This window comes from Streptomyces thermoviolaceus (assembly GCF_045209695.1).
GTDB lineage: Bacteria > Actinomycetota > Actinomycetes > Streptomycetales > Streptomycetaceae > Streptomyces > Streptomyces thermoviolaceus.
In genome coordinates this window covers 2,677,909-2,697,351 of the sequence record NZ_CP109280.1, presented here as the reverse complement: position 1 = coordinate 2,697,351, position 19,443 = coordinate 2,677,909, and the positions used below count along the sequence as shown (strand labels likewise).

Here is a 19,443-nt window from a genome sequence, read left to right as displayed (position 1 = left end):
GCCCCCAGCACGGCCGTACCGGGCGGTCGGGTGACCACCGACCGGGCGTTTTCGCAGGAGAACGCGGGCAGGTGCGGGGCGGTGACCGCCCCGGGGCGGCACCCGCGTGATTCCGGCCACGTCCGCCGCGGGCCGGTCGGCGGCGGGCGGACGCCGTTGTTCGAGCGTCTTCGTCCGGGCGTGGTCGCTCAGGCCGGGGTGTCGTCCGGCGGCTCCTCGTCGTCCGACTCGCTCTCGGCGAGGACCGGGGAGGCGTGGTGCGACCACAGCTTCCAGCCCGCCGGGGTGCGCCGGAAGACGTTCGTGGCGACGACCAGCTGGCCGACCAGCGGCCCGGGTCCCTCGCCGTCCTCGGGCGCCGGGCCGCCGCTGAGGATGTTCTCGGTGCAGGTCACCAGCGCCGTGTCGCCGGTGACCGAGACGTGCACGTCGGTGAGGAAGAACTGGATGTAGTCGGTGTTGGCCATGATCAGCGCGTAGGAGCGCAGGACCTCGCCGCGCCCGGTGAGCACCGGCCAGCCCGGGTGCACACAGGAGATCACACCGGCGTCGGCCGGGTCGTGGTACTCCTCGTCGACGCCCACGTCGGAGGGGGTGAGCCAGAGCGAGGCCAGCTCCTCGAAGTCGCCGCGCTCCAGTGCCTCGTAGTAGGCGGTGTTCGCGGCCTCCACCTCCGCGACGTCGGTGTGCGGGGCGCTCACCGGACGTCCTCGGCTGCCTGCGCGCGGAGCGGCGCGTCCGCGAGCGCACGCGCTTCCTCGATGGCACGCACGACGCGTACCGCGTCCGCCGTGGCGCGCACCTCGTGCACGCGCACCGCCCACGCGCCGGCCTGCGCGGCGAGCGCGGAGACGGCGGCCGTCGCCGCGTCGCGTTCCCGGGCGGGCGGCGGCGTGCCGTCGGGCCCGGCCAGCACCCGGCCGAGGAAGCGTTTGCGGGACGCGGCGACCAGCAGGGGCAGGCCGAGGTCGCGCAGCCGGTCCAGGCGGGCCAGCAGCGCCAGGTCGTGCTCGGCCTCCTTGGAGAAGCCCAGTCCCGGGTCGATCACGATGCGGTCGGCGCCGACGCCGCCCTCCACCACGGCCTCCACCCGGGCCCGCAGCTCGTCGACGACCTCGGTGACGACGTCGCCGTAGACGCCGCGGACGGCCGGGCCCTGCAACAGGCCCCGCCAGTGCATGACCACGAACGGGGCGCCCGCGTCCGCGACCACCGGGACCATCGCGGGGTCGGCGAGTCCGCCGCTGACGTCGTTGACGAGGGCGGCACCGGCCGCGAGGGCCTGTTCGGCGACCTTGGCCCGCATGGTGTCCACGGAGATCGTGGCGCCCTCGGCGGCCAGACCGCGCACCACGGGGATCACCCGCCGCAGCTCCTCGGCCTCGTCCACGCGGGGCGCGCCGGGCCGGGTGGACTCGCCGCCGACGTCGACCAGGTCGGCGCCCTGGGCGATCAGGTCCAGGCCGCGCTTGACCGCGGTGGCCGTGTCGAACCAGCGGCCGCCGTCGGAGAAGGAGTCGGGGGTCACGTTCACGACCCCCATGACCGCGCACCGGTCCCACGTCGGCAGGCCCGCCACGCGGCCGTTGTGGTTGCTCATATGTTCAGCCTAGGGCCTGCCCCGAGGGGCCTGCCTGCCTCGGTCGGCCGCCCGGCCCGACCGACCGGTCTGTGCGACCCGGAGGAGGTCGCTCGTGGGTGCCCGCCCCGCCGCCGGGGGGTGGTGCGGCGGGGCGGGGCGGACCGCCGCCGGCCCCCCGGGGGAGAGGGCGCCGGCGGCGGGCTTCAGGCCGCGCGGACGGTCCGCTCGCCCAGTGCGTGGGCGCACGGGCGGGCGGCGGCGCGGCGGCGCAGGACGCGCGGCAGCGGCAGCGCGAGGTCGAGGAAGCCCTCCGCCTGCATCGCGGCGAAGCCGATGCGCGGCAGGTCCGCGGAGGCGCGGTAGACGACGAACCGCGGCTCCCAGCGCGGCTGGAACTTGGCGTTGAACTTGTACAGCGACTCGATCTGGAACCAGCGGGAGAGGAACACCAGCACCCGCCGCCAGGCGCGCAGCACCGGACCCGCGCCGATCTTCTCGCCGCGCGCCAGTGCCGAGCGGAACATCGCGAAGTTCAGCGAGACACGGGTGATGCCGAACTTCCCGGCGGACCGCAGGGCCGCGACGATCAGCAGTTCGTTCATCCCCGGGTCGGCCGTGCGGTCGCGCCGCATCAGATCCAGCGAGGCACCGTCCGGGCCCCACGGCACGAAGTGCAGGATCGCCTTCAGATCGCCGAACTCGCCGGGCTCGGCGTCCTGCTTGTGGGCGGTCGCGATCAGGCAGTCGCCGTCGGCGGGGTCGCCGATGCGGCCCAGCGCCATGGAGAAGCCGCGCTCGGTGTCGGTGCCGCGCCAGGCGTCCGCGGCCCGCCGGATGCGGTCCAGCTCGGCGTCGCCCAGGTCAGCCACGCGCCGCACCCGTGTCTCGTAGCCGGCCCGCTCGATGCGCTTGACCATCTGGCGCACATTGCGCATCGCGCGTCCGGCGAGCGAGAAATCCGCGACGTCCACCACCGCCTCGTCGCCCAGCTCCAGGGCGTTCAGGCCGGTCTCCCGGGTCCACACCTGGCCGCCGGTCTCCGAGCAGCCCATCACGGCCGGGGTCCAGGAGTGGGACCTGGCCACGTCCATGAAGCGTTCGATGGCGCCCGGCCAGGCCTCCACGTCCCCGATCGGGTCGCCGCTGGCGAGCATCACCCCGGAGACGACGCGGTAGGTGATCGCCGCCTTGCCGCTGGGGGAGAAGACGACCGCCTTGTCGCGGCGCAGCGCGAAGTGGCCGAGGGAGTCGCGGCGGCCGTGCTTGGCGAGCAGCGCGCGCAGCCTGGCCTCGTCCTCCTCGGTGAGCCGGGCGGCCGGATGCTCGGGCCGGAAGGACAGGTAGATCGTGGTGGCCGCGGTGAGCCAGCCCAGGGCGCCCAGGCAGAAGGCCACCGTCCAGGAGGTGTTGCCCTGGTAGTCGACGGGGCCCTCGACGCCGACCAGCCCGTAGACGACGTGGGTCAGCCGGTCCGCGAAACTCGGGTCGCCGACCATCCGGCGGGCGTGGACGCTGACGATGACCAGGCCGAGCGCGATCGAACCGGCGCTCATCAGCACGAAGTTGGCCAGCGCCCGCCACCGGCTGCGCGGATCCGGCAGCGCCGCGAACTCCTTGCGGTGCGCCAGCAGCAGCCCGAGCAGCGCCAGCGCGATGACGACACCGGCCACCGAGTGCCGGTAGAGGAACTCGGCCGCCGCACCGAAGGGCAGCAGGGCGACCGCGGCCCGCCACGCACGCCGTTTGCGCCGTTTCAGGCCGTGCGCGAGCAGCAGCAACAGCACGCCCGCGCTGAGCGAGAGCGCCGCGGCGAACGGGCCGAAGGAGCCGGGCAGCACCTCGGCGAGGGCGTGCATCCGGCTGTGCCGGAAGCGCGGGAAGACTCCTGCGGCGATGTCCAGCAGCCCGACGACCGCGCACGCCCGGCCGACGAGCGTGGGGACGGACTCGGGGCGCGGCCCGCGCAGCACGCGCCGCAGTCGGCTGGACCGATCCGGAACCTGGCCCGACATTTCCCCCTCTGTTCTGACAGACATCGCATCCCGTCGTTGCGCGAGAGACCGTGGGTCCGGTGCCTACCGGGCAACCGGCGACATTGCGCTCTCTAGGACGGAGTCCGGGGCAAGCAGGTTCACTCGTCACCGTGAAGCCGGGGCAAGGCCGGCTTCGGGCCCGGGCGAGCCCACCGCGGCCGGGGGCGTTCCAGGACAAGTGCAGGCAGGGAAGAGCCCATGGGTCTCACGAGCAGGAAAGTGCTGGCACTGGCGGTGCTGTGCGCCGTCGCGCTGTTCGTCGCCACGGTGTGGCTGTGGCCGCGCCTGGCCCGCCGCAGCCGGCGGGCCGTCGCCGGACGCGTCGTCATGCTGCTGGCCACCCAGCTGTCGCTCTTCGTCTGCGTCGGGCTCGCCGTCAACCGGGCCTTCGGCTTCTACGCCGACTGGGCGGACCTGTTCGGACAGCAGACCGACGAGGGCGTGGTGGTCGAGCACACGGCCGACGGGGCGGCGGACACCCGGCTGCAGGTGGTCGGCACCCAGAAGGTCATGACGGCCGGTGCGTCCCTGCCGCGGCTGAGCGGGCTGATACAGAAGGTCGCCATCGAGGGCCGCAGGACCGGCATCGTCACGCCCGCCTACGTGTACCTGCCCCCGGAGTACTTCCAGCCGCAGTACCGGAGGCGGACCTTCCCGGTGGCGGTGGTGCTCACCGGCTATCCGGGCACGGCGCAGTCGCTCATCAGCAAGCTGGAGTACCCGCGCACGGCCCACGACCTGGTCGAGAAGGGCCGGATGCAGCCGATGGTCCTGGTGATGCTGCGGCCGACCCTGGCGCCGCCCAGGGACACCGAGTGCGTGGACGTCCCGGGCGGCCCGCAGACCGAGACGTTCTTCGCCGAGGATCTGCCGGACGCCGTCCTGTCGCACTACCGGGTCGGCAGGTCAGCGGGCAGCTGGGGCGTCATCGGCGATTCCACCGGGGGTTACTGTGCGCTGAAACTCGCCATGCACCACCCCGGGCGGTACACCGTGGGGGTCGGCCTGTCGGCGTACTACAAGGCGCCGATCGATCCGACGACCGGTGATCTCTTCCATGGGAACACGAATCTGCGCCATCGCGCGGACCTGATGTGGTGCATCAAACACCTTCCCGCACCGCGGACTTCACTGCTGGTCACCAGCAGCCGGCACGGCGAGCGGGACTACAAATCCACCCTGGAGTTCATCGACGCGGTCAAGGCCACGAACACGACGCGTATCTCCTCGATCATCCTGGACAGCGGCGGCCACAACTTCACCACCTGGAAGCGGGAGATCCCCCCGGCTCTGGAGTGGATGAGCGGCCGTCTGGCCGAGAGCTGAAAATGATCATGAAACACCGTCCGGGAGCCCCGCGAGATGCCCGGGAAAGGAGCCGCAACTCCGTTTCCCCGGCGTGCGGCGGGTGCCCCGGACGGCTGATGCTTCGTGAAGATTTCGGTATGGCTGCCATTTCGCGGGGCGGGCCACCGCGAAACACCGGAGCGCGGTAGGTTTCTGGCCATGCCACGTGGACGTCACCGCCATTCCCCACCCCTGCACAGATTGCTGCCGCCTTCGGCGATCGCCGGTGTCTCCCTCGTCTGCGCCCTGGGCCCGTGGGTGACCACCGCGCCGGTGGTGCTGCGCCTGCTCTCCCTGGCCGCCGCGGCCACGGCGGTCACCGGGGCGGTCGTCATGCGCCGCTGGGACGCCCAGGCCGGCCGGAAGGTCGCCGAACTCACCCGCGCGCGGACGAGCGACGAGTGGCGCTTCGAGGAACGCCTCGCCGAACTGGAGGCGGACCTGGAGGAATCGCGCGAGCTGCGGACCCGCCTGGAGAACAAGCTGCGCGCCAAGCGGGCCGAGCTGTCCGGCCTGCGCAACGAGCACGCGGCGCTGCTGCGCCGGTACGCCACCGCCGAGACCGAGCGCGCCAGCGCCCTGGAGGGCCGCCGTCAGTTGCAGCTGGAGGCCGGCCACGAGGCCCGCGCCCTGCCGGCCGCCGCGGCCGACCGGCCGGGCACGGCACCGGCGGGCACGCCGGACGCTCCCGCGGCGGGCCGTGTGGCCCTGTCCTCTCCCGAGGGCGCCGAACTGTTCCGGCGGGCCGGGGCCGCCCTGGCCCGGCTCACCGCCGCCCAGGCCGCCCCCGCGGACCGGGCCCCCGCGGCCGCCGGTGCGCGGGACGCCGTGGCCGGATCCGGCGGCCGGGTGCAGCCGCCGGGCGGGCACCTCACCGTGCCGCCCGCGGTGGCCGTCGTCCCGGCCGCGCCCGCGCCGCGCCCGGTGACCGAGGGAGGCTTCGACTTCTTCGGCACCAAGAGCGGCACGGCGAAGGGCACGCGGAAGAAGGCGCCGGCCGCCGCCCTGGAGGCCGTCCAGGACGAGGACCTGGCCGACGTCGTGGGCGAGGAGGCGCTCGCCGCGCACCAGGCCGAGTCGGAGTCCAACTCCGCGCCCACCGGCGCGGGCCCGGTGGCCGCGGGGCAGGTCATCGACCTGACCGCGCACGACGAGACCGAACAGATCGACGTCCAGCAACTGCGGTCCGCGGCCTCCTGAGGGCCGGCGGACACGTCCCGCGGGCGAGTCCGGCAGGGCTCGCCCGCGAACCCCGCAGGGGTGCAGCACCGAGGGGTGCGGTCCACCGGGCCGCACCCCTCACCCATGTCCGAGGCCGTCCCGCGTCACCGCTGTCCGAGGCCGTCCCCCGCCGTCCCGGACTCCGGGGGCTGCGCCGTCCGGTCGTCCTGCCGCGCCGCGCGGCACGCCGTCCGGGACCGCACGGCCTGGGCCTGCAGCAGCCCGGCCGCCTCCTCGGCGTCCCGCAGCCGCGCCGTCACCGTCCGGTTCGCGCCGGTGTCCAGGCGCAGCGCGGCGAGCTGCCACACCCGCTGCCAGGGCCCCTGGGTGAGCCGCACGCTCTGCACCTTGCCGTGCGGGACGAGGGCGAGCCGGCGGTGCAGCAGACCGCTGCGGACGGCGACCGCCGTGTCCGTGACCGCGATCCCCTGACCCCGCCACCACAGCGGCAGGCACCAGCGGGCGCGCCGCGGCGGCCGCAGCAGCTCCGTGTCCGCCGAAGGCGTCACCCCGGGCAGCACCCGGGCGACGACCGGCTCGGCGATGTGCCGGGGCACCACCGGCAGCAGCAGCGAGTTCGACGACCCGGCCACGTCCAGCTCCACCCGCACCCAGCCCAGCGGCCGCCACAGCAGCGGCTGCACCAGCCGCACCGTCTGCACCCGCCCCGGCGGCACCGTCTCGTGCGTGCGGTCCAGCAGACCCCGGTCGATGCGCAGCCCGTCCGGGGACTCGCTCAGCGTCCAGTCGCAGGCGCCGACGAACCGCTGCACCGTGCTCGTCACCGCGCCGCCGACCAGCGGCACCGCCGTGGCCAGCACCGGCCACGGCTGGTGGGTGAGCAGCCACAGCAGCACCGGCACGACGAGCGACGCGGCCAGCTTGGCCCAGGTCGGCACGAGCAGCAGCAGCGAGGCCGCGAGCACCCCCCAGGGCACCCGCACCAGCTGCCGCGCCGGCGCCTTGTCCGCTTCGTGCGCCGCGCCGGGTGCGGCACCGGCCGCCCGCGCGAGCAGTTCGGCCCGCAGGGCACGGGCCTCCGTCTCGCCGAGGAAGGCCAGTTCGTCCTTCTTCCGTGCCCCGATCACGTCCAGCTTCAGCTTCGCCACGCCCGCGAGCCGGCCGAGCAGCGGGCGGGTGACGTCGACGGCCTGGATGCGCTCCAGCCGTATGTGCGCGGTGCGGCGGAAGAACAAACCGGTGCGGATGCGCAGCTCTTCGTCGGTGACCGCGTAGCGCGTGTACCACCACGAGACGACCCCGTACACGGCCGCCGCCAGGAGGAGCACCGCGAGAGCCAGGCCCAGCATGCCCGGCGTCAGCCGGGACAGCTGCCGGTGCGCCTGGTCGGGGTCGTGCACCGCCCACCCGACGATCACCGCCAGCGGCGCCCACGCCCGGCGCAGCGGCGTGACCGGGTGCAGCCGCCGCTCGCCGCCGTCCTGCCCGGCGCCCACGCCCGGCGCCGTCACAGCCCCGCCGATCGGGCCTGGCCGAGCCGGGTGAGCCGGTCGCGCAGCCGTTCCGCCTCGGCCGGGTCGAGGCCGGGTATGGTCGCGTCCGTCGCGGCGGCGGCCGTGTGCAGCTGGACCGTGGCCAGCCCGAAACGCCGCTCCACGGGCCCGGAGGTGACCTCCACCAGCTGCATCCGCCCGTACGGCACCACCGTCTCCTCCCGCCACAGCACACCCCGGCTGATCAGCAGGTCGTCGGCGCGCTCGGCGTACCGCCAGGAACGCCAGTTGCGGCCCAGCAGCACCCAGCCCCACACCGCCGCGGCGACCGGCAGCAGCGCGCACGCCGCCCAGGCGGGCGCCAGCAGCACGCCCAGCGGCACCCCCACCGCGACGGCGAGGGCCTGCAGGCGTTCGTCGGCGCCCTCACCGACCCCAACCGCCCCCTGGAGGACGTCTGCGACCACGTCCTCAACACCCTCGGCAGCCACCACGGCGAGGACGACATCGCGCTGCTGATGGCCCGCGTGCAGGGACTGCCCGCCGAGTCCGTGGGCGACTGGACCCTGCCGCGCGAACCCCGCAGCGTCGGCCGCGCCCGCGAGCTGGCCCGCGAGCAGTTGCTCGCCTGGGACCTGGAACCGCTGGTCGACACCACCGAGCTGCTGGTCAGCGAGCTGGTCACCAACGCGCTGCGCTACGGCGAGGGCGAGATCAGGCTCCGCCTGCTCCTGGACCGCACGCTGGTCTGCGAGGTCTGGGACGCCGGTCTCGTCCAGCCCCGCCGCCGCCGCGCCCGCGACACCGACGAGAGCGGCCGCGGCCTGCAACTCGTCGGCCTCCTCAGCGCGGCCTGGGGCTCACGCCGCACACCGCGCGGCAAGACGGTCTGGTTCGAACTCCCGCTCCCCGACGGCGACAACCCGCTGACCGATCCGGCGGAGGCGCTGCTGAGCCTGTTCTGACCTCGAAGGGAGGGACGCGTCTCGGCCCACCAGCCCGGGGATCGCGTGGCGGTCAACGCTGGTGAACAAGGGCATCCCGCGGCGCGGTCTTCTTGAGTGCGCCGATGAACGCGGTGAAGGCGTGGGCCGGGAAGGTGAGGGTGGCGCGGGCGGGGGTTTTGGAGTCGCGGACGGCTATGTGGGTGTCCCGGAGCGCTATCTCCACGCAGGAGTCACCGTCTCCGGGCCCCGAATAAGAGGATTTCCGCCAGGTGCCGGGGATGTCCATGAAACGCCTCACAGCTCTTTCGCCAACCTGTGGATGAGGTCACGTGACCGTTTGGGATCGAGTGACACATCCTCCACCTTATGAAAGAGCGTTCGAAAGGCGCCGAGCTGGGCTTCCGAGTCGATGAATGCCGCGCCGTGCGGGCCGTCCCTTACGACGGTATCCAGTTTGGGCAGAGCGCCTCCCACGTAGGTCATGGCGCTGCCTGCACCGGCGAAGCCCTCCAGATCGAACGGCACGACCCGGACCGTGACGTGCTCCGCTTCGGAAAGCTCCAGGACGCGAGCCAACTGGGCCCGTGACGTCGCTCGGTCGCTCACCATGATGCGCAGTGCGGCCTCGTGGACGACGGCTTCGTAGGGCGTGGGAGTGGGCCTCTCCAGGATGACTTTGCGGCGCATACGGTGCCGGACTCGCAACTCGACCTCGTGTTCAGGGAGTTCCGGGACCCGGTAGGCGTACACGGCGCGGGCATAGTCCTCGGTCTGGAGTGGACCGGGAACATACAGGAACTGTGCTTCCCGCAGGAACGTGGCGTGGTGCTCCAGTTCTGCCAAGTCGAGGAACGGAGTGGGCAGCAGTCCCCGGAACTCCTCCCACCAGCCGCGTGTCCGGTCCGTCGCCATGGCCACCAGGGCCTCGACCAACTGCCGGTCCGTGCAGGCGTAGTGGGCGGCGAGGCTGCGCAGCCGGCTCTCGCTCACCCCGGCGAGACCGGATTCGATGTGACTGATCTGGACAGGGCTCACCCCGAGCAGAGTCGCCGCTTCCCTGGCGGTGAGGCCGGCGGCGTCGCGGAGTCTGCGCAGCTCGGCAGCCAGGCGCAACTGACGTGCTGTGGGCTCCCGCCGCAAAGCCATCGACTGCTCCTCCCCTCGACGCGCCATACGTGCGCGCACCGTTCGGGGGCAGATTACGCGATCGGCTTGCTCGACATGAACAATTAGACCTACTGTCGGTGACGCGACGCACACGCTGCGGAATGTCGGGGTACCGGAAGCGCACCGCACCGTCCTGCCATGACGGCTGCGGCAGGCCACCGCCCGGCGACAGCCGCGCTTCTCCCTCACCGATCACACCGACAGGAGATGACGTATGCCTGGAACCGACGTCACCGCCGCCCCCTGGGAGTACTGCCTGTACATCCCCAACGATCCCCGCGCCGTCACGGTCAGCCGGCGCACCCTCCGGCTGATCCTGACCATGCACGGGCTGATCCGCCTGGTGGACCTGGCTGAACTCCTCGCCACCGAGCTGGTGTCCAACGCCGTACGTCACACCCAGGGGCCCGCCGCGCTCCGTGTCCGCTGGTCGGCCGGCGTACTACGGATCGGCGCGTGGGACGCCGACCCCGCACCGCCGGAGCCTCCGGTGCCGTTGGAGCAGGTGGTGGACCTGGAGGAGGGGCGAGGGCTGGCCCTCGTCAAGGCGTGCGCCGACCTATGGGGGTGGCAGCCGCTGTCACGGGAGGGCAACCGGGGGAAGGTCGTGTGGTGCGAGCTGGGGGCCGCGTAGGCATCTTGCCTCGACCTGGTCCTCGCGGGGAGAGGTCAGTACGCGATCTCACCGATCCAGGCGTGTTCCAGGAGTGCCCGGGGCAGGTAGCCGGACTCGACATCCACGGTGATGCCTTGGTCCCGGGCGAGGCAGGCCATGGCCAGGGGGCCGAGGGCGACGAGTCCGTCGGCGCTGGTCGCCCGGTCCTCGTCGGCGGTCCAGTAGGCCTTGTGCAGGCGCAGTGCGTCGGCCAGTGCTGTGCCGAACCGCACGGCGTCGCGGCGGATGACACGGTAGAGCAGGATCATCGGTGGACAGAGAACCTTCGACACCAGGTCCGTGTCGGCGTACCGCAGTGCCTCCGGGCTCGTGCCGTCGACGGCCGCGACGAGTCTGTCGCCCACGTCCTGTCGGCCGAGCCAGAAGCTCTGGAGTGCTTCCACCCAGGAGTAGGCGTACTCGTCGAACACCGCGCCGGAGGCACGCAGCAAGGACACAGGCACCTCGGCCAACCGGCGCAGGCGGTCGTTGTCGCGGCAGATCATCGCCAGGTAGAAGGAGGTGGCCCATGTGCCCGCGTTGAGATGGGACTCGGGACCGGTCGCGGGAAGGATGTGCTCCCGCTTCCCGATCCGGCAGGTGACGTGCGTGCCCTCGGGCGCGGTGGCCGCGGCGAAGAGGGCGGACCCGGTCTGCATGGACGTGACCCAGGCTTCCCAGGTCTCGAACCGCACGGCCTGCGGGTCGACGGCACAGTGCTGCTGCGCCAGGGCGAGCGTCGTGCTCAGCGCCTGGGGACGCAGGACAGGCGAGCCGGCGAACTCGTCGAGGATCCAGTCGGTGGTCTCGGTGAGGGCGTCGAGGGTGTCCGGGACCTCGTCCGTGGGGTACTCGTGGCGATCGATGCGGGCAAGGGGCATGTGCTGATCAGACGTCGATGTCACCTGGGACGACACTCCGATCCGCGTTACGGCGCACTCGGTCTCGTGGCCGGAAGGACCTCACCTCGCCCCGTCGACTCCCTTGCACTCCGACACCGCCGCCGCGAAAATTCAGACCTTGAACTCACCGAGCCAGCTCCGCTCCAGCAGGTGTTTGGGCAGGTAGTCGGTCTGCACATCGATCGGAAGGTCGCCGTCGTAGGCGAGGCAGGCGATGGCCAGTGGTGCGAGGGCGACCATGCCGGACGGGTCGTCCGTCCTGTCCTCGTCCGCTGTCCAGTAGGCCTTGTGCAGCTCCACCGCTTCCGCGAGGGCCTGGTTGAAGCCGGGGCCGTCCTGGCGCAGGAAGCGGTAGAAGAGGTTGATCGGGGGATACAGGATGTGCTGCAGCAGGTCCCGGGGAGCGATCCGGGCGACATCCGGGTGGGAACCCCGAAGCGCCGCCGTCAGTTCTTCCACCAGTCCGGGACGCTGCAGCCAGTAGGCCTGCAGCGCTGCGACCCAGTGGTAGACGTAGTCGTCGTAACCCCCTTCCGGCGAGCGAAGCCGGTCCAGGGGTACTTCACAGAGCTGGGTGAGGCGCTTCTGGTCGCGGCAGATGACCGCCAGCCAGAAGGCGGTGAGCCAGTTCCCGGCGTCGGCGTAAGGGCGCGGCCCGATGACCGGCAGGGTCCACACTTTGTGGGCAATACAACACTCGACGCTGCCTTCATCGGTGCCGGTCACCGCGAACAGGGCGGAGTAGATCTGAAGGGCGGTGACCACCGCCTCCCAGGTCTCCAGCCTGGCCGCCCGCGGGTCCACGGCGCAGCGCGCATGAACGTGGAGCACGGCCGTGCTCAGCATCAAGTCGATGGAGCCCGGCGCTTTTTGGAGGTCCTCGACGTCCTCGAGCACGTCGCGGCCCAGATCCTCCGCATAGCCCTCGTCGTCAGGGCCCGGGGAGCTGTGGCGGGGAATGGCAACGCTCATGACTTGTCTCCGTGAGGGACGCAGCTCCCACACGGCCTTCGACTGTCCTCCTCGTCCGCCCGAGAGAGCGCGTGTGGTGTCGTGAAGGCGCCTTGCTCAGGTGGGGAACTCCCCGCACCAGTTTCGCTTGATGAGGACGGCGGGCAGGTAGTCGGACTCGACCTCGATGGGCATGCCTGCGTCGTAGGCGAAGCAGACCATGGCAAGGGGGCCGAGCGCCACGAAACCTGAAGCCTGGAAGGCCCGGCTTTCCTCGCTCCAGTACTCCTTGTGCCACTTGATGGCATTGGCGAGCGCCTGGTTGAAGCCGTCGTTGTCCTTGCGGATGAAGCGGTGGAACATCTCCATGGGCGGGTAGAGCAGCTTGCTCACCGTCTCCGGATCGGCGACGGATTGCGGGTCGGTGCCGTCGACCGCCGCCACCAGCTTCTGGACGAGATCCTGGTCCCCCCGCCAATACGCCTGAAGCGTCTCGATCCAGGCGTAGTGATGCTCCTCGAAACGTGAGCCGTTCTCCCGGAGCAGGGAAACGGGCACATGGCACAGAGCGCTGATCCTGTCCTTTTCTCGGCAGACCACGGCCAGGTAGAAGGCGTTGATCCAAGCGGCCGGGGTCACGTACCACTGCGGCCCGGTGGCCTGCAGCGTGCGGTCCTTGTGGGCGATGCGGCACCGGACGTGCCCTTCGGTCGTGGTCGCGGCGGCGAACACAGCAGAGCCGACCTGCATCGCATTCACCCAGGCATCCCATGTGGGAAAGATCGCAGCTCTGGGATCCAGTAGACACCTCGTTTTGGCCAAGGTGAGGGTGGTGCGCTGCGCGTCACCGAGCTCGGTGGAGTCCTCCTCCAGGCCGTCGATCAACTCCTCGGTGCTCTCCTGGAGTACGGCGATTCCTTCTTCCGCCTTTTCCGTCGGCAAAGGGTGGCGGGGGATGATCGCGGCCAAAGCGTTGCTCCTCGGAACGTCTGCTGGATGGTGAAGGGCGCTGATCCGGTATGGGAAATGGACCGGCGGCGCTGCTCGCCTGCGCGGCTCAGGTGTCGTACTCGCCCACCCACGACCCCGGACGGAACGCGTGGCGGTCAATGCGGGTGCGCAAGGGCATCCTTCGACGGGGGGATTCTTGAGTGTGCCGATGAAGGCGGTGAAGGCGTGTGCCAGGAAGGTGAGGGTGGCGCGGGCGGGGGTTTTGGAGTCGCGGACGGCTATGTGGGAGTCCCGTTGTCCTCCTCGTTCGCGAGGTGGTGTCAGTACACGATCTCACCTATCCAGGCGTATTCCAGGAGCGCCCTGGGCTGGCGCCGCCATAGAGCGATGCAGGGCTGCCGGTTTGTCCGGTGGTATATCGCTGTCCTTCTCTACGGCAAGAGAGCCCCATCGAGGCAGGCGACGCCGAGACCCGTGAAAGGGATTCGATAGCCTATCCCTGGCGGGCCGGGCTTACAACTTGAATACTCCCGCCCCGGCTCCTGATCCATTGCTCGAGTTCCGGACCGCCCAACTCGCGAGAAGAACCCTCGTGAACGAGCGCGACGGGGCCGATAACAGAGCCCAAAGCGCCCTCTAGCTTGGTCTCCTTGTCCAGCGTCACCCGGAAAGAATTATGATCGAATACTGAGTTGCTTAGGTCTGCGTGGCGAAAGTCGACACCAATGAGGGACGACCCCATAAATTGGGTCCCTCGACATTTGGCCCCTACGGCGTCGACATCATAGAGCGATGCTTTTACCAGGTTGGCACCGTCCAGCGTGACGTTCCGCAGGATCGCGTCGTCGAGGTTCACCCGCACAAGCGAACACTCTGTAAGATCGGCTCCGCTTAGATCGGCCCCTTGCATGTCCGAACGGTAAAGCTCTGCACGTACAAGCCGCACGTTTTTCAAATTGGCGTCGGTGAACCATGACTCTGCGAAGTCGCCGCCTGACAGATCCGCCTCGCTGAAGTCGAGGCCTACCGCGTCGAGGCCACCTTCCCCGACTTCGATCCACTCACGTAGGCGCTCAATTGCAGCTGCATGAGTAGGGAACCTTGTCGGCGCCCATCCCTTACGGGTACCAGATGACATTGTCTTCCCAGCCGTTCTTTTCGACGATTGATTTGATGTCGTCAATCGCTGCCTGGTTCGCGTTTCTGACGTCCAGGATAACAGTTCTTCCTTTGTCTACGATTTGCTCAGCGAGCTTATTCACCCACCGCTGGTTTTTGGCGGGATTATATGCGCCTCGGAACGGTTGAGATTTGTCCCGCACGTTATTGAAGGGGGGCCAGTCCGAGTGGACACCCTTAATATCGTAGTGTTGTCCTGTACTTGGCGAGTAGAACTCTCCCATGTCGGGAGCTGGCGGTCGACGGATATCGTCCGGAAGGCGCCCCTGTTCGCGCAGGTCCAAGCCCACGCGGGCCTCATCCTTTGAGGGTTCGGAGATTCCTCCGTTCTTGTCCGGATCGCGCTGCATTTGGTCGAAGTCTTCGGGATGCCGCCGCTCCACCTCGTCCAGGTGCTCCCAGTGAGCGGCTTTCTCCTCTGGCGTCAACTCCGGCAGAGGTTGGTTCTCGCGTATCCCTGAAGGTCCGTCCGATCCGATCAGGCCATCGGCATCGTGACCTTCGACGCCATTGTGCGCGCCTACCGTGTCGCCGCTGCCAGTCGTGCTTTCCGAGTTGCCACCTGAAGTTTCAGAACCGCTTTGTCCGCTGCTGTGACTCTCATGGCCCCCGCTCCCCGGTGCATCCGTACGCTCGTCGGTCCCTCCTGACGGGGCTTCGTGGCTGGCGGAGGGACCTGCACCGTGTTCGTGGGCGCTGCCGCCTGGCAGGTGGTCGCCTGCGTGCCCGCCGGGGACGTGTTCGGTTGTGTGGCGGCCTCCGGGCAGGCCGTCGCCGCCGCCTGCGTGGACCGTCGGGACGTGGTCTTCCCCGGCGTGAACCGTTGGTACATCGCTACCCACGTGCACCGCTCCTGTGTCCGCCGTGCGGCCCACGTCTCCCAGGTCGCCACCGGTGCTGTCGCCCAGGCGTATGTGCTCACCGGCCTGTTCGGCGGTGTGGGTGCCGGCACCGACCAGGGCCGGTTCCTTGGCCGGGGACGGGGTGTGGGGGGTGTCCGTACCAGCGGCCGGGGTGTCCGCGTCCGGGTGGGGTTTGTCGACGATGTCGGTGGGGGCCTGGTCGGCGTGCTGGACGAGGTTGCCCTGGTGGTCCAGGAGGTTGCCGTGCGGGTCCATGTACTGGGCCGGGGAGCCGTCCACGCTCGGCAGTTTCGTCGTGTCCTCGGGCAGCACCGGGGTGTCGTGCGGCAGCTCGATGGTGCCGTTCGGGAGCTTGGTCGCGCCCTCGGGGATCGGGGCACCCTCGGGGAGGTGGACCGTGCCGTCCGGGAGCTTCAGCGAGCCCTCGGGCAGGGTGATCGCGTTGTCGGGCAGTTTGGGGATGTCGATCTTGCCGATGCCCTTCAGGCCCTTGGCGATGTCACCGATCTTCGACAGACCGGCTCCGGCGGCCTTGCTGACGTAGGTCATGGGGTCGATGACCTTGCCGGCCTTGCCCGCCGCGGACAGCACCTTCGCGACCGCGCCGGCCTTGCCCGCACCCGACGCAGCACCCCCCGCACCACCGGTAAAGACGGTGGTGAGGACGTTGAAGGTGACCGCGCCCGCGGCGCGGGCGGGGTTCTTGCCCCACTCGTCCCACGCCACCAGCGCCTTGCCCGTCTCCTTCATCGCGGTGCGCGAGTCACGGATCCACGAGGGCAGCTTGTCGTCGGGCAGTGCCCAGAACATCGCCCCCACACCCGGGATCGACGAGATCGCCAGCCCCGTGGCCAGCTGGGCCAGGCCCTTCCACGCCTGCCCCATCGCCTCCCAGCCACCGAAACCGACCAGCGTCCCCAGGCCCTTGATCGTCCCCCACACTCCGTCCACGATCAGGCCGTCCCACACGAACGACTTGACCCAGTGGCCGACCTCGTACCAGTGATGCTTCTCCTCCACCGGGTCACCCCAGGGGAGTTTGGCGTTCTTCAGGTCCTCCGCGTCGAAGCCGTACTGGTTCTTCTTGTCCGAACCGTCCCCGGCCACCATCTGCGTACCGTGCCACAGAGCGGTGATCTTGTTGTGGCAGGTGCGCTCCGCAGCCCAGAACGCCGCCACCGTCCGCGTGACCTCGTCCCGGATCCGGTTGTGATGCGCGACCTTGTCCCCGTCGTACTCCCAGTCGTCATCGTCCTTGACGGAATTGACGAAGGTCGTCGCTTCCTGCTTCAGCTGCTCCAGCTTCTTCACCAGCGGACGGATCTCCGTCGCATACCCCGCCAGCGCCCCCGAGACGGTCTCCAGACCGTCCGCGAAACTGTCCGCGCGGTCCTTGACCGGCTTCGTCGTCGCGAACAGCTGCTCCGCCTCCGGAGCGGTGTAGTACGCCGACAATCCCTGGAAACGGTTGTGGACATCCCGGCCCGTGTCCCGGACATGACCCGCATCCGCCTTCAGCGCCGCGTAATCCTGCTCCAGCAGCTCCAGATCCCCCGTGAACTGCGGAATCTCCTCCGGCTTGATCACGTCTCACTGCCCCCGTTTGTCCGTCTGCTGATCCGGACCGACCTGCTCAAGATCGGACCATCATACAAACGGGGTTATGGAACGTCAGCTGGCGTGCGGGGCGCGGCGCTTGCGCTTTCCGGGGCCGCCGTAGCTCGGTGCGGCGCCGGTGGGGGAGGGGCCGGGCAGGAGGATTCCGCCGCGGAGTGCGCCCGCGGTGCCGGGGGTGTGCGCGTCCGCCTCGGCGTACGGGTTTCCGTGGGTGCGGACGTCCTGTTTGCGAGCGCCGCCCACAGCACCAGCAGCAACCGGCGCATCCTCAGCAGTCCCGGCGGCAACGCTTGCCACACCGGCTGGTCCTCACGTGTCCGCCCCGCCTGGAGGCTCCCCGTTTCCACAGGCCAAGCGTACGTACGAGAAACTGGGTACATGACTCCTACGACCCAGACCACGGTCGGGATCGGCGGCGCCGCGGAGAGCACCGACATGGTGCTCAACATCGGGCCCCAGCACCCGTCCACGCACGGGGTGCTGCGGCTGCGGCTGGTGCTGGACGGTGAGCGGATCACGCGGGCGGAGCCGGTGATCGGCTACATGCACCGCGGCGCGGAGAAGCTGTTCGAGGCCCGCGACTACCGGCAGATCATCGTGCTGGCCAACCGCCACGACTGGCTGTCGGCGTTCTCCAACGAGCTCGGCGTGGTCCTGGCGGTGGAGCGGATGCTCGGCATGGAGGTGCCCGAGCGGGCGGTGTGGCTGCGCACGCTGCTCGCCGAGCTGAACCGGGTGCTCAACCATCTGATGTTCCTCGGCTCCTATCCGCTGGAGCTGGGCGGCATCACGCCGGTCTTCTACGCGTTCCGGGAGCGGGAGGTCCTGCAGAACGTCATGGAGGAGGTCTCCGGCGGCCGGATGCACTACATGTTCAACCGGGTCGGCGGCCTGAAGGAGGACCTGCCCGCCGGGTGGCCCGCCCGGGCGCGGGCCGCGGTGGCCGCCGTGCGCTCCCGCATGGACGTCTTCGACGACCTGGTCCTCGGCAACGAGATCTTCCGCGGGCGCACCCGGGGCGTCGGCGTGCTCGACGCCGGGACCGTGCACGCCTACGGCGTCAGCGGGCCCATCGCGCGCGCCTCGGGGGTCGACTTCGACCTGCGGCGCGACGAGCCGTACCTGGCCTACGGGGAGCTGGGGGACGTGCTGCGGGTGGTCACCCGGCAGGAGGGCGACTGCCTGGCCCGCTTCGAGTGCCTGCTGGAGCAGACCCACAATGCGCTCGACCTGGCCGACGCCTGTCTGGACCGGCTGGCCGAGCTGCCGCCCGGCCCGGTCAACCAGCGGCTGCCGAAGGTGCTCAAGGCACCCGAGGGGCACACCTACGCCTGGACCGAGAACCCGCTCGGCATCAACGGCTACTACCTGGTGAGCAAGGGCGAGAAGACCCCGTACCGGCTCAAGCTGCGCTCGGCGTCGTTCAACAACATCCAGGCGCTCACCGAGCTGCTGCCGGGGACACTGGTGGCGGACATGGTGGCGATCCTGGGCTCACTGTTCTTCGTCGTCGGGGACATCGACAAATAGCTTCGCCCCGTCGTCGGTGTCCGGCAGCACCTCGGCGCCGTCCGGCAGCCCGACCGGCTGCAGCAGCCATCCGAAGTCGCCCAGGCCGCCGGGAGCGGTGAGTTCCGCCGCCTCACCGGCGCGCGCCAGGGCACGCACGTACTGCGCCGGGCGCTCGGTGGCGAGGGCGAGCGGCGGGCGGGCGCCGGTGACGCCGAGGGCGTGCAGGGCCTCCCGCTGGGTGAGCAGGCGTGCACCGGTCAGGCCGGCCGGTGCGGCGGCGCAGGCGTCCAGGGCGACGTGCGCCGTGATGTCGCAGGAGCCGTCCGGCACCGGCGCCGTCTCGCGCCCGTCCCGGAAGCCGGTGAGCGTGCCGTACAGGGGCCGCGCACCACGGACGTGCCCGTAGTCCACGGCCACCGCCAGCCCCCGGCCGAGCCGGGAGACGGCCCGGGCCCAGGCGGTGTCCCGGGGCAGGCCGATCTCGGCCCGCAGCCCCGGCTCGGCGGGCAGCGGCCACCAGCGCTCCAGCCAGTCCGCGTCCGCGCCCGCCACCGGCTCGCCGAGCCGCTCGCTGCCGTCCCGTCCGACGAGCACCCGCCGGGGCACACCGTCCCGGTCCGTCTCCGCCACGTCCACCGGCACGTTGTCCAGCCACTCGTTGGCGAACAGCAGCCCGCGGATCCGCTCCGGCGGCTTCTCGCGCCACGCGATCCGGGCATCGAGGCCCGCCGGCCGGCCGGCGATCTCGACGGCGTGCACCCGCACCCGGGCGGCCACCTCGCCGGGCAGCGCGGCCAGCACCCCGGTGGCCAGCTCGCCCCGCCCGGCCGCCATGTCCACGAAGTCCAGGTGGGCCGGGCGGCCCAGCAGCCGGTCCACCCGGCACAGCAGCCGCGCCACCGCGCCCGCGAACAGCGGCGAGGCGTGCACCGAGGTGCGGAAGTGCGCGGCAGGCCCCTCCGGCCGCCGGTAGAACCCCTCCGGCCCGTACAGCGCCTCCTCGGCCGCCGCCCGCCAGCCGCGCCGTTCGCCGTCCTCGCTGCTCACCGCCACGGCGACCAG

The 19,443-nt window shown here is 70.8% G+C and carries 17 protein-coding genes and 2 pseudogenes; 5 read left to right on the top strand and 14 right to left on the bottom strand.

Annotated features, from left to right (window positions below; translation table 11 throughout):
* Positions 1-188: 188 nt before the first annotated feature.
* From OG899_RS11780 to OG899_RS11770, 3 genes are all read right to left on the bottom strand, one after another.
* On the bottom strand, positions 189-701 hold the full coding sequence (locus OG899_RS11780; RefSeq protein ID WP_125500184.1) for a nuclear transport factor 2 family protein: 513 nt from the start codon (positions 699-701) through the stop codon (positions 189-191).
* The gene (gene folP, locus OG899_RS11775; protein ID WP_125500183.1) at positions 698-1,600 is read right to left on the bottom strand and encodes a dihydropteroate synthase; all 903 of its coding nucleotides are present in this window, start codon (positions 1,598-1,600) and stop codon (positions 698-700) included. The genes OG899_RS11780 and folP overlap by 4 nt, the downstream gene beginning before the upstream one ends.
* A gap of 185 nt (positions 1,601-1,785) precedes the next feature.
* Positions 1,786-3,594, bottom strand: a complete 1,809-nt coding sequence (locus OG899_RS11770) for a phosphatidylglycerol lysyltransferase domain-containing protein (protein ID WP_125499597.1) — start codon at positions 3,592-3,594, stop codon at positions 1,786-1,788.
* Between the two features lie 219 nt (positions 3,595-3,813).
* Between OG899_RS11770 and OG899_RS11765 the strand changes: the two genes are divergently transcribed.
* Both OG899_RS11765 and OG899_RS11760 read left to right on the top strand, forming a co-directional pair.
* Positions 3,814-4,941 (top strand): esterase family protein, encoded by a 1,128-nt coding sequence (locus OG899_RS11765; RefSeq protein WP_125499595.1) that lies wholly within the window; start codon positions 3,814-3,816, stop codon positions 4,939-4,941.
* Positions 4,942-5,121: 180 nt separating this feature from the next.
* Positions 5,122-6,162, top strand: a complete 1,041-nt coding sequence (locus tag OG899_RS11760; RefSeq protein WP_125499594.1) for a hypothetical protein — start codon at positions 5,122-5,124, stop codon at positions 6,160-6,162.
* Between the two features lie 125 nt (positions 6,163-6,287).
* Here the strand turns inward: OG899_RS11760 and OG899_RS11755 are convergent, their stop codons facing one another.
* Both OG899_RS11755 and OG899_RS11750 read right to left on the bottom strand, forming a co-directional pair.
* Complete coding sequence (locus OG899_RS11755) at positions 6,288-7,640, bottom strand: PH domain-containing protein (RefSeq protein ID WP_229813923.1); 1,353 nt, start codon at positions 7,638-7,640, stop codon at positions 6,288-6,290.
* Positions 7,641-7,651: 11 nt separating this feature from the next.
* The gene (locus tag OG899_RS11750) at positions 7,652-8,104 is read right to left on the bottom strand and encodes a PH domain-containing protein (protein ID WP_373296037.1); all 453 of its coding nucleotides are present in this window, start codon (positions 8,102-8,104) and stop codon (positions 7,652-7,654) included.
* Between OG899_RS11750 and OG899_RS11745 the strand changes: the two are divergent.
* Positions 8,030-8,602 (top strand): annotated as a pseudogene (locus OG899_RS11745) (ATP-binding protein); the annotation flags it as partial. The gene OG899_RS11750 and the pseudogene OG899_RS11745 sit on opposite strands and share 75 nt — an antisense overlap.
* Positions 8,603-8,654: 52 nt before the next feature.
* Here OG899_RS11745 and OG899_RS11740 read toward each other — a convergent pair.
* Positions 8,655-8,870: a DUF397 domain-containing protein gene (locus OG899_RS11740; protein ID WP_125499592.1), complete on the bottom strand. Its 216-nt coding sequence runs from the start codon at positions 8,868-8,870 to the stop codon at positions 8,655-8,657.
* Between the two features lie 8 nt (positions 8,871-8,878).
* On the bottom strand, positions 8,879-9,730 hold the full coding sequence (locus OG899_RS11735) for a helix-turn-helix transcriptional regulator (protein WP_125499589.1): 852 nt from the start codon (positions 9,728-9,730) through the stop codon (positions 8,879-8,881).
* A 235-nt stretch (positions 9,731-9,965) separates the two neighbouring features.
* Here OG899_RS11735 and OG899_RS11730 point away from each other — a divergent pair, with 235 nt between their 5' ends.
* Positions 9,966-10,385, top strand: a complete 420-nt coding sequence (locus OG899_RS11730) for an ATP-binding protein (protein ID WP_406311018.1) — start codon at positions 9,966-9,968, stop codon at positions 10,383-10,385.
* Positions 10,386-10,420: 35 nt separating this feature from the next.
* Here the strand turns inward: OG899_RS11730 and OG899_RS11725 are convergent, their stop codons facing one another.
* The 6 genes and pseudogenes from OG899_RS11725 to OG899_RS11700 form a co-directional block, all read right to left on the bottom strand.
* A complete protein-coding gene (locus tag OG899_RS11725) occupies positions 10,421-11,287 on the bottom strand; it encodes an immunity 49 family protein (protein ID WP_125499586.1) in 867 nt (288 codons plus the stop codon).
* A gap of 132 nt (positions 11,288-11,419) precedes the next feature.
* Complete coding sequence (locus OG899_RS11720; RefSeq protein ID WP_189427860.1) at positions 11,420-12,280, bottom strand: immunity 49 family protein; 861 nt, start codon at positions 12,278-12,280, stop codon at positions 11,420-11,422.
* A 96-nt stretch (positions 12,281-12,376) separates the two neighbouring features.
* Positions 12,377-13,228 (bottom strand): immunity 49 family protein, encoded by an 852-nt coding sequence (locus OG899_RS11715; protein ID WP_406311017.1) that lies wholly within the window; start codon positions 13,226-13,228, stop codon positions 12,377-12,379.
* A gap of 171 nt (positions 13,229-13,399) precedes the next feature.
* Positions 13,400-13,498: pseudogene (locus OG899_RS11710) on the bottom strand (DUF397 domain-containing protein); the annotation flags it as partial.
* 205 nt (positions 13,499-13,703) lie between these two features.
* Positions 13,704-14,348, bottom strand: coding sequence for a pentapeptide repeat-containing protein (locus OG899_RS11705; protein WP_125499582.1), 645 nt, complete (start codon positions 14,346-14,348; stop codon positions 13,704-13,706).
* Complete coding sequence (locus OG899_RS11700; protein ID WP_406311016.1) at positions 14,329-16,839, bottom strand: hypothetical protein; 2,511 nt, start codon at positions 16,837-16,839, stop codon at positions 14,329-14,331. Before OG899_RS11700 ends, OG899_RS11705 begins: the two co-directional genes overlap by 20 nt.
* Before the next feature lie 408 nt (positions 16,840-17,247).
* Between OG899_RS11700 and OG899_RS11695 the strand changes: the two genes are divergently transcribed.
* Positions 17,248-18,399, top strand: a complete 1,152-nt coding sequence (locus OG899_RS11695; RefSeq protein WP_125499578.1) for an NADH-quinone oxidoreductase subunit D — start codon at positions 17,248-17,250, stop codon at positions 18,397-18,399.
* Here OG899_RS11695 and OG899_RS11690 read toward each other — a convergent pair.
* Complete coding sequence (locus tag OG899_RS11690) at positions 18,364-19,434, bottom strand: SAM-dependent methyltransferase (protein ID WP_373296034.1); 1,071 nt, start codon at positions 19,432-19,434, stop codon at positions 18,364-18,366. The two genes, OG899_RS11695 and OG899_RS11690, sit on opposite strands and share 36 nt — an antisense overlap.
* Positions 19,435-19,443 lie beyond the last annotated feature (9 nt).

Coding starts and splice junctions, on each gene's coding strand:
- folP (WP_125500183.1), bottom strand. CDS start 1,600: ATGAGCAACCACAACGGCCGCGTGGCGGGCCTGCCGACGTGGGACCGG.
- OG899_RS11770 (WP_125499597.1), bottom strand. CDS start 3,594: ATGTCGGGCCAGGTTCCGGATCGGTCCAGCCGACTGCGGCGCGTGCTG.
- OG899_RS11765 (WP_125499595.1), top strand. CDS start 3,814: ATGGGTCTCACGAGCAGGAAAGTGCTGGCACTGGCGGTGCTGTGCGCC.
- OG899_RS11760 (WP_125499594.1), top strand. CDS start 5,122: ATGCCACGTGGACGTCACCGCCATTCCCCACCCCTGCACAGATTGCTG.
- OG899_RS11740 (WP_125499592.1), bottom strand. CDS start 8,870: ATGGACATCCCCGGCACCTGGCGGAAATCCTCTTATTCGGGGCCCGGA.
- OG899_RS11735 (WP_125499589.1), bottom strand. CDS start 9,730: ATGGCTTTGCGGCGGGAGCCCACAGCACGTCAGTTGCGCCTGGCTGCC.
- OG899_RS11730 (WP_406311018.1), top strand. CDS start 9,966: ATGCCTGGAACCGACGTCACCGCCGCCCCCTGGGAGTACTGCCTGTAC.
- OG899_RS11725 (WP_125499586.1), bottom strand. CDS start 11,287: ATGCCCCTTGCCCGCATCGATCGCCACGAGTACCCCACGGACGAGGTC.
- OG899_RS11720 (WP_189427860.1), bottom strand. CDS start 12,280: ATGAGCGTTGCCATTCCCCGCCACAGCTCCCCGGGCCCTGACGACGAG.
- OG899_RS11705 (WP_125499582.1), bottom strand. CDS start 14,348: ATGTCATCTGGTACCCGTAAGGGATGGGCGCCGACAAGGTTCCCTACT.
- OG899_RS11695 (WP_125499578.1), top strand. CDS start 17,248: ATGACTCCTACGACCCAGACCACGGTCGGGATCGGCGGCGCCGCGGAG.